This window comes from Asanoa sp. NPDC050611 (genome assembly GCF_040654855.1).
In the GTDB taxonomy this organism is placed as follows: domain Bacteria; phylum Actinomycetota; class Actinomycetes; order Mycobacteriales; family Micromonosporaceae; genus Asanoa.
On sequence record NZ_JBFAIU010000331.1, the window covers coordinates 1 to 8,349 of the forward strand.

An 8,349-nucleotide genomic window follows, 5' to 3' on the forward strand; every position below is an offset into this window, starting at 1 on the left:
CGCGCTGCGGGCCGGCGTCCCACCGGTGGGCGCCTGCCTGCTCGGCATGATCGCCGCGATCGGCGGCGGCGTCGCCCGCGACCTCCTGCTCGGCGAGATCCCCATCGTCCTGCGCCGCGAGATCTACGCGGTAGCCGCGCTGGCCGGCGCGGTCATGGTGATGGGCCTCCACCGGGCCCACCTCACGGGCTGGCCGATGATCGGCGCGGGCGTCCTGGTCTTCGCGGTCCGCCTGGTCGCCCTGCGCCGCCACTGGAACACGACACCGCCGGCCTGACCACCCCTTTGCTCTGCATCCATATCCGCATCACGTGTCGCCTCGCTACCGGTGATGCGCATATGGATGCAGAGCCCAGGACCGAGGTCAGCGTCACCCTTGTGTCAGCTGGGGATCACGGTGCCGGCGTGGTTATGCTGAGACCCGCCTTCGCCTCGCCGCGAGGGCCTTTTTCGTGACGTGAGGGGGACGCCGCGTGGTCGCAACACCGTCGCTGGAGACGTTCCCGCCACTGCGGTCGTGGCAGCGCAAGGCGATGGTCGACTACCTGCGCCGGCGGTCCGACGACTTCATGGCGGTCGCCACCCCGGGCGCCGGCAAGACCACGTTCGCCCTGCGGATCGCCGCCGAGCTGCTCAACGACGGCAGCGTCGACGCCGTCACCGTGGTCGCGCCGACCGAGCACCTCAAGACCCAGTGGGCGCAGGCCGCGGCCCGCGTCGGCATCCAGCTCGACGCCGCCTTCCGCAACGCCGACGTGCACTCCTCCGCCGACTTCCACGGCGCGGTCGTCACGTACGCCCAGGTCGGCATCGCACCGCAGGTCCACCGCCGGCGCACCATGACGCGGCGCACGTTCGTCATCCTCGACGAGATCCACCACGCCGGCGACTCCCGGTCCTGGGGCGACGGGGTCAAGGCCGCCTTCGAGAACGCGACCCGGCGACTGATGCTGACCGGCACGCCGTTCCGGTCAGACGAGAATCCGATCCCGTTCGTCGTGTACGAGCGTGGCGAGGACGGCCTGCAGCGGTCCCGCGCCGACTCGGTCTACGGCTACGGCGACGCGCTCCGCGACGGCGTCGTGCGGCCCGTCATCTTCCTGGCCTACTCCGGCGAGACCCGGTGGCGCACCAGCGCCGGCGACGAGCTGGCCGCCCGGCTCGGCGAGCCGATGACGCAGGACCTGGTGGCGCAGGCGTGGCGGACGGCGCTTGACCCCACCGGCGACTGGATGGTCCAGGTGCTGCGCGCGGCCGACGCGCGGCTGCAGGTCAAGCGGGCCGGCGGGATGCCCGACGCGGGCGGCCTCATCATCGCGACCGACCAGCAGAACGCCCGCTCGTACGCCAAGCTGATCGAACGCGTCACCGGCGAGAAGGCCGTCGTCGTGCTCTCGGACGACGCTGGCGCCTCGGACCGGATCGCCGCGTTCGCGGCGTCCGACCAGCGCTGGCTCGTCGCGGTCCGGATGGTCTCCGAAGGTGTCGACATCCCGCGGCTGGCGGTCGGCGTCTACGCGACCAGCGCGTCGACCCCGCTCTACTTCGCGCAGGCGATCGGCCGGTTCGTCCGCGCCCGCCGCCCCGGCGAGACGGCCAGCGTGTTCCTGCCGAGCGTGCCGCACCTGCTCGGGCTGGCCAGCGAGATGGAGGCCGAGCGCAACCACGTCCTCGGCAAGCCGAAGGAGGACGACGGCCTCGACGACGCCCTGCTGGAGCGGGCGCAGCAGACCGAGGACGCCAGTGACGAGCTGACCAAGCGGCACGAGATGCTGTCGGCGACGGCCGAGCTGGACCAGGTGATCTTCGACGGGGCCTCGTTCGGCACGGGTGCACTGGCCGGCACGCCCGAGGAGGAGGAGTACCTCGGCCTGCCCGGGCTGCTCACTGCGGACCAGGTGGCCACGCTGCTCAACAAGCGTCAGGCTGACCAGCTCGCGGCACAGCGGCGCCAGGCCACGTCGGCGGGCCGGGCCGACGGTGCCGGTGGTGCGCGGGTGGCGGGAATGACCGCGGCCCCGCCCGGGCCGGTCTCGGCCGGCGAGCGAAGGGTCGTCCTGCGCCGTCAGCTCAACGCTCTGGTCGCCGCGCACCATCACCGGACTGGACTGCCCCACGGGAAGATCCACGCGGAGCTGAGGCGAATCTGCGGGGGCCCGCCGAGCGCACAGGCGACGATCGAGCAGCTCGAGGAACGCATCGCCACCGTTCAGACCCTTTAGGCCGACACAGCACCGAAGCGACCGGACAACACCGGAAGCCCGCGAGGGGTTCCGGTCAGTGCTTCTGGCAAAAGAACCGGCCGGCAACCCGTGAGGGGTGCCGGCGAGTGCTTATGGCGGAAGAAACCGCCGGGACCTCCGAAGGACGTTCCGGCCAGTGCTTATGGCAGAAAAGGACCGGCCGGGACCTCCGAAGGAGGTTCCGGCCGGTTCGGGCCTATCTAGCGACTCAGTTCGACGAGTTCGACGCCATGAGGTCGGCGCCCCGCCACTGGAAGTCCGGGTCCGCCGCGAACTGGACCGTGATCTTGACCAGGTCGTCGGCGTACTTGTTGGCGTGGTGCCCGCAGAACACGAGCTCGCCCCCGCCGGCCATCGTGATGCGGAGCTTGCCGGCCGCGTTGCACCGGTCGCACCGTTCATCGGTTGCTGGGGGAACCACCGTGCCAGGCGGCGGCGTGAGAGTGGGGGTCATCGCCTTCCTCCTTCGTCACCGATGAACATCCTTCTTCGGTCTTTGCTCACCTATCGTGCAACACCCGGTGGTGCCGCGGCCTTCCCTAGATGCCCCCGGGGGACCCAGGTCACACCTTGGTTGGTGACAGTGTGCCGGCACCCAAGGGGGCCGCGTCAATGATCTCGCTCGGACAACCCGCTTCTGACGTGGATCTATTGACATAGCGTGTCTAAAAGGTGACTCAGCGTTGGGCCAAGGGCTACTGCCACGGTATCCTGGCAGCGCCTGTGTGGCACTGGCCGGACACGCCCAAACGAGGGATCCGGCGTTTACCCGACAGACTTCGCGGCGGCCTTCATCGCCTTCTTGTAGTCCCGAACCTTGCCGAGGCTCGCGTCGTCGACGATGTCGGCCACGGACATGTGCGCGCCTTCCTCGCCGTAGGCCCCGGCCGCCTCCCGCCAGCCCGCCGGCTGCACCCCGTAACGCTTTCCGAGCAGGGCGACAAAGATCTGCGACTTCTGCTTGCCGAACCCGGGCAGCTCGGCCACCCGCTTGAACAGGTCACGCCCGTCGGCCGCCTCGGTCCACAGCCGGGCCACGTCACCGTCGTAGCGGGCCACGATCAGCCGGCAGACCTCCTGCGTGCGGGTGGCCATCGCCTTCGGGAACCGGTGCAGCGCCGGCGGAGTCGAGAAGATCCGGATCAGCTCCTCGGTGTCGAAGCCGGCGATCTCCTGTGCGGTGGGCTCGTGACCGAGCCGCTGCGACAGCACATAGGGCGATGTGAACGCCTTCTCCAGTTTGTCCTGTTGATCCAGAGTCATACCCACGAGCAGCGCGAGCGGGCTCCGGTCCAGCAGCGCGTTCGCCTCCGGTGGGATGGGCAGCGAGAACGTCATGCCGCCCATCTTCGCCGACCGTCGCCCGCGGCGTCAGGCCGCCTTGGTCAGGCGCACCTCCAGGGTCATGCCGTCGGCGTGTGCGGCGCTGCCCCCGAACGCGCTGTCGGCGGCGACCCGCTGCACGTCCGCGGCAGCGTACGCCCGGCGGCGCAACCCACCCAGGGCCATCCGGGTGAACGCGCTGTTGAACTTGTTGAGCCCCATCCCGGCCACGTCCGCGCGGATGTCGGCGTCGCTCGCGCCGCGGTTCATGTCGAGGATCACGGCGACCCCGCCCGGCCGGAGCACCCGGTGGATCTCGTCGAGGGCGGTCACCGGGCTCGCGAAGTTCTTGAACGCGGCCTGGCAGACCACCAGGTCGAAGCTGTCGGACGGGAACGGCAGGTCGGCGACGTCGCCGTGCCGGAAGTCGACGGCCACACCTTCCGCCCGGGCCCGCTCGCTCGCCAGCCCCACGAACGTCCGGCTGATGTCCAGGCCGGTCACCGCGAAGCCCAGGCGGGCCAGCTCGATGCTCAGGTAGCCCGGGCCGGGCGCCACCTCCAGCACGGCCGTGCCGGGCGCGAGGCCCTCGGCCAGCTCGGCCGCCTGCCGCCGCCACGCCGCCAGCTGCGGCGCCGAGCCGCGCTGCTTCGCGTACCAGCGGGCCATCGGCCCTTCCATCTCCGGGATCATCTTTCGCCGCTTGGTCTCCATCAGCCCTCCTCGTGGTAGGTCCGCCAGTCCGCCAGGCCCGGCAGCGTCCCCTCGGTGATCTCCGCGCGCAGCGAGCGGACCCAGGCCAGCTCGGCCCGGCGCATCGCCAGCTCGTACTCCCGCTCGACCAGGAAGACCCGCGGCACCTCCGCGGCCCAGCCGGCCAGCGCCTGCTCCGTCGCCGCGATCTCCGCGGCGAGCCCGTCCGCCCGTTGACCCAGCGCCTCGACCACGGCATCGGGGCTAAGCACGCCGAGCACCGAGAGCCCGGCGGTGAACGGGGCCGGGCCGCGGTCCGGGACGGCGACCAGCTCGCGGGTCCAGTCGACGAGCTCGGCGCGGCCGGCGTCGGTTATCCGATAGACCGTGCGCTCCGGCCGGCCGCCCTGGCGCTCGCTCTGCACCGCCGCGATGAACCCGTGCTTCGTCAGGTTCTCCACGACCCGGTAGAGCGAGCCCCACTTGATCTCCATGTCGTGTTCCTTGCCGCGCTCCCGCATCAGCGACGCCATCTCGTAGGGATGCATGGGTCGCTCGACGAGGGTCGCGAGAACCGCCAGGGCGAGCAGGTTGGTGATCTTCCGGCGCATCAGACTCCTTATTCGCATGCGAGTATACGCACGCGAGTAGCTCCGCCGGAAGATAGCGTCGGCCGCATGACACATCCCTGGATCACGGAGCTCGGCCTCCAGCCCCACCCCGAGGGCGGCTGGTTCGCCGAGACCTGGCGGTCCGGGCACACCTTCACGCCGACGGGGTACGCGGGCCCGCGCGCCGCGGCCACCGGCATCTACTTCGCGCTGTTCCCCGGCGAGGAGTCGGCGTGGCACGTGGTCCGGTCGGACGAGCTCTGGCTCTGGCACGCCGGCGGGCCGCTTTCCCTGCGCCTGGGCGGATCCGGGGCTGCCCCGGTCGACGGTGGGTCCACCGTGCTCGGTCCGGACGTGGCCGGCGGGGCGCGCCCGCAGGTCCTCGTACCCGGTGGCGTGTGGCAGTCGGCGGCGCCCCTCGGTGACGATCCGGTGCTGGTCAGCTGCGTCGTGGCGCCCGGGTTCGACTTCACCGATTTCAGGATGGTGTGATCCGCTCGACCGAACGGCCGTTTCGATCATCGCCGGTCTATGTCATCGTCGGGGTTCGCCCGGCGCGGGGGCATGGAGGCCGGAGCGTGGCGAACGGCGAGGAGAGTGCACATCGTGGTGTCCCGCACCGTCCGCAAAACCCTGGCGGTCATCGGTGCCGCCAGCCTGGTCGGCGCCCTGGCGCTGGCCAACCCGGCCCAGGCTTCTTCCAACAACAACTCGGTACGCAAGCTCACCAAGGCGGTGACGCTGGGGGGCGTACTGCGGCACGAGATCGCGTTCCAGGCGATCGGCAGTCTCAGCGGCGGCAACCGCGGCTCGGGCCTCGCGGGCTACGACCGCAGCGCCGACTACGTGGCCACGCTGCTACGGCTGGCCGGCTACCAGGTCACCCGCCAACCGTTCCCGTTCAACTACTTCGAGGAGTTCGGCTCGTCGTTCGAGCAGATCTCCCCCAACCCGACGGTCTACGAGGAAGGCGTCACCTACAGCCTGGCCGACTACGCGGGTTCCGGTGACGTGACGGCCGAGGTCGTGCCGGTCGACCTGGCCCTCACCCCGCCGCGCGCGTCGACGTCGGGCTGCGAGCCGGCAGACTTCACGGCGGCGGTGGTCGACAAGGTCGTCCTGCTGCAGCGCGGCGGCTGCCCGTTCGGCCAGAAGGTCATGACCGCCGAAGCCGCCGGCGCCGCGGCCGTCATCCTGATGAACCAGGGCGACGGCACCCCCGAGGCCAACCCGGACCGTTACAGCCTGTTGCTGCCCACGCTCGGCGCGCCCGTCGGCATCCCGGCCGTCGGCGTGTCCTACGCCACCGGCGAGGGCTTCGCGAACACGCCCGGCACCGTCGTGCGGATCACCGCCGACACCACCTCCGAGGTACGCCAGACCGAGAACGTGATCGCCGAGTCCCGTGGCGGGGACCCGCGCAACGTCGTGATGGCCGGCGCCCACCTCGACTCCGAGCCCGACACCGTCGGCATCAACGACAACGGCAGCGGCTCGGCCGCGCTGCTGGAGGTCGCGCTCCAGATGGCGAAGACCAAGACGCCCAACAAGACCCGGTTCGCCTGGTGGGGCGCCGAGGAGGCCAACCTGATCGGGTCGACGTTCTACGTCAACTCGCTGACGCCGGAGCAGCAGGCCGACATCACGCTCTACCTCAACTTCGACATGATCGCCTCGGCCAACTACATCCTCGGCGTGTACGACGGCGACAACTCCGCGGGCGAGGGCTCACCGGCCGGCCCGCCCGGCTCGGCCGAGATCGAAGCGGTCTTCCAGGACTTCTTCGCCGACCGCGGCCTGCCCACGCGGGCGGCGGACTTCACGGGCCGCTCGGACTACGGGCCGTTCATCGCCGCAGGCGTCAACATCCCCGCCGGCGGCCTGTTCACCGGCGCGGAGGTCCACAAGACGGCACAGGACGTCGCCGACTACGGCGGCGTCGAGGGTGAGCAGTACGACCCGTGCTACCACGACCCGTGCGACAGCCTGTTCCCGGTCCGCAACGGCGCGGACGCGGCCCTCTACGCCGAGCTCGACCGCCAGTACGACATGCTCGGCAACCTCAACCTCGAGGCACTGGACGTCAACTCCGACGCCATGGCGACGGCGATGCTGACGTTCGCCCTCGACACGTCCTCGATCCCGGAGCGCACGACCGCGGCCGCCGCGCGCACCGCGGGCCCGTTCTACATCGGCAAGGAAGGCTCCATCTAGCACCTTGTCCGAGGGCCTCTCCCGCCGCGTGCGTCCGGGAGGGGCCCTCGGTCATGTGCGGCGCCAGGGATCGTGGATCAGGCAGAACTCGTTGCCCTCCGGGTCGGCGAGGACCGTGAAGCCCTCCCCGCCCGTCTGGCCAACGTCGGCGCGGGTGGCACCCAGGGTGAGCAGCCGCTCGACCTCCGCCGCCACGTCGCCGTCCGGGGCGTGCAGATCCGGGTGCGCGCGGTTCTTCGTGGTCTTGTCGCCCGCGCACGGTTGCAGCCAGACCGTCGGCGCGCCTGGAGCGTCCGGTGGCGGGCGCAGGTGCTGGCCGTCGCGGTCGATCTCGTAGCCCAGGGCCGCCGACCAGAACGCCGCCATCCGGGTCGCGTCTCGTACGTCCAGGGTCCACTGGGTGAGTCGGCTGACCATGCTCCCCAGCCTGCCGGCACACCGCGATGATCGCTCGGCGGCGGTCCTGGCAGGATGCCGTACGTGTCCGACATGCTCCTCTCCCCCGACGGTGTCGCCCGCCTGCGGGACGCTCTCGGTGCCGCCGGCTTCACCTCGGCGGGGATCTCCGAACGGCTCGGGCCCGAGGTGACCGCCGCCGTGGCCCGCAACGACTTCCGGGCCGCGCTGCGGGTCACCGAGGACCGGGATCCGCTGGCCACGCTGATCCGCGTGTTCGTGTGCGCGCAGACCGAGACCGTCGAGGCCGTGGCCGCGGCGCTGGCGCCGCTGGACTTCGCCGACGCGTTCGACGCCGGGCTCATCGAGGCCGCGCCGGGCGGTGGGGTGCGGCAGGGCGTCGACCTCGAGCCGTACGGCGACTCCTGGTGGGTCCTGTCCGACGTGCCCTCGTCGGCGCGGCCCGGGCAGCCGTTGCGGCCCGACCACGTGCTCGGCATCGGTGGCGCGTCGTCGACCCTGGTCGGTGCGGCGATCCGCCGGCCCGTCGGCACCGCGCTCGACCTCGGCACCGGCTGTGGCGTACAGGCGCTGCACCTGGCCACGCACGCCGGCGCGGTCACCGCGACCGACCTGTCCGAGCGCGCGCTGCGGTTCGCCGCCACCACCGCCGCGCTGAGCGGCCAGCAGTGGGAGATGCTCCGCGGCGACCTGGTCGCGCCTGTCCACGGGCGGCGGTTCGACCTCGTGGTCAGCAACCCGCCGTTCGTGATCGGGCCGGGCACGACGACGCACACGTACCGCGACTCGGGCCGGGCGGGCGACGCCGTCTGCGCCGAGCTCGCCGCCGCCGCGCCGGAGCTGCTCGC

At 71.5% G+C, this 8,349-nt stretch carries 10 protein-coding genes; 5 read left to right on the forward strand and 5 right to left on the reverse strand.

The features are described from left to right. Both AB0H87_RS33705 and AB0H87_RS33710 read left to right on the forward strand, forming a co-directional pair. On the forward strand, positions 1-277 hold a 277-nt coding region (locus AB0H87_RS33705; RefSeq protein ID WP_360155042.1), incomplete at its 5' end, for a TRIC cation channel family protein. A gap of 196 nt (positions 278-473) precedes the next feature. Further along, positions 474-2,222 (forward strand): DEAD/DEAH box helicase, encoded by a 1,749-nt coding sequence (locus AB0H87_RS33710; RefSeq protein WP_360155045.1) that lies wholly within the window; start codon positions 474-476, stop codon positions 2,220-2,222. A gap of 229 nt (positions 2,223-2,451) precedes the next feature. On the opposite strand, the gene AB0H87_RS33715 is transcribed toward AB0H87_RS33710, so the two are convergent. The 4 genes from AB0H87_RS33715 to AB0H87_RS33730 all read right to left on the reverse strand — a co-directional run bounded on the left by AB0H87_RS33715 (position 2,452) and on the right by AB0H87_RS33730 (position 4,870). Continuing rightward, positions 2,452-2,697 (reverse strand): hypothetical protein, encoded by a 246-nt coding sequence (locus AB0H87_RS33715; protein WP_360155048.1) that lies wholly within the window; start codon positions 2,695-2,697, stop codon positions 2,452-2,454. A gap of 311 nt (positions 2,698-3,008) precedes the next feature. Next, positions 3,009-3,581 (reverse strand): HhH-GPD-type base excision DNA repair protein, encoded by a 573-nt coding sequence (locus tag AB0H87_RS33720; RefSeq protein WP_360155051.1) that lies wholly within the window; start codon positions 3,579-3,581, stop codon positions 3,009-3,011. A 33-nt stretch (positions 3,582-3,614) separates the two neighbouring features. Next, positions 3,615-4,280 (reverse strand): class I SAM-dependent methyltransferase, encoded by a 666-nt coding sequence (locus tag AB0H87_RS33725; RefSeq protein WP_360155054.1) that lies wholly within the window; start codon positions 4,278-4,280, stop codon positions 3,615-3,617. After that, positions 4,280-4,870, reverse strand: coding sequence for a PadR family transcriptional regulator (locus AB0H87_RS33730; RefSeq protein ID WP_360155057.1), 591 nt, complete (start codon positions 4,868-4,870; stop codon positions 4,280-4,282). Before AB0H87_RS33730 ends, AB0H87_RS33725 begins: the two co-directional genes overlap by 1 nt. Before the next feature lie 66 nt (positions 4,871-4,936). On the opposite strand from AB0H87_RS33730, the gene AB0H87_RS33735 reads away from it, so the two are divergent. Beyond that, the gene (locus AB0H87_RS33735; RefSeq protein ID WP_360155060.1) at positions 4,937-5,362 is read left to right on the forward strand and encodes a cupin domain-containing protein; all 426 of its coding nucleotides are present in this window, start codon (positions 4,937-4,939) and stop codon (positions 5,360-5,362) included. 114 nt (positions 5,363-5,476) lie between these two features. Next, positions 5,477-7,084 carry a M28 family peptidase gene (locus tag AB0H87_RS33740; RefSeq protein WP_360155063.1) on the forward strand — a complete coding sequence of 536 codons (1,608 nt, stop codon included), beginning with the start codon at positions 5,477-5,479 and terminating at the stop codon, positions 7,082-7,084. A gap of 51 nt (positions 7,085-7,135) precedes the next feature. Here the strand turns inward: AB0H87_RS33740 and AB0H87_RS33745 are convergent, their stop codons facing one another. Then, positions 7,136-7,501, reverse strand: a complete 366-nt coding sequence (locus AB0H87_RS33745) for a VOC family protein (RefSeq protein WP_360155066.1) — start codon at positions 7,499-7,501, stop codon at positions 7,136-7,138. A gap of 72 nt (positions 7,502-7,573) precedes the next feature. Here AB0H87_RS33745 and AB0H87_RS33750 point away from each other — a divergent pair. Next, positions 7,574-8,349: methyltransferase (locus AB0H87_RS33750; RefSeq protein ID WP_360155069.1), on the forward strand; the 776-nt coding region annotated here is incomplete at its 3' end.

What these genes read in the sequence shown, in the direction of transcription:
- AB0H87_RS33715 (WP_360155048.1), bottom strand. Translation starts at nt 2,697, where the DNA reads ATGACCCCCACTCTCACGCCGCCGCCTGGCACGGTGGTTCCCCCAGCA.
- AB0H87_RS33720 (WP_360155051.1), bottom strand. Translation starts at nt 3,581, where the DNA reads ATGACGTTCTCGCTGCCCATCCCACCGGAGGCGAACGCGCTGCTGGAC.
- AB0H87_RS33725 (WP_360155054.1), bottom strand. Translation starts at nt 4,280, where the DNA reads ATGGAGACCAAGCGGCGAAAGATGATCCCGGAGATGGAAGGGCCGATG.
- AB0H87_RS33730 (WP_360155057.1), bottom strand. Translation starts at nt 4,870, where the DNA reads ATGCGCCGGAAGATCACCAACCTGCTCGCCCTGGCGGTTCTCGCGACC.
- AB0H87_RS33735 (WP_360155060.1), top strand. Translation starts at nt 4,937, where the DNA reads ATGACACATCCCTGGATCACGGAGCTCGGCCTCCAGCCCCACCCCGAG.
- AB0H87_RS33745 (WP_360155066.1), bottom strand. Translation starts at nt 7,501, where the DNA reads ATGGTCAGCCGACTCACCCAGTGGACCCTGGACGTACGAGACGCGACC.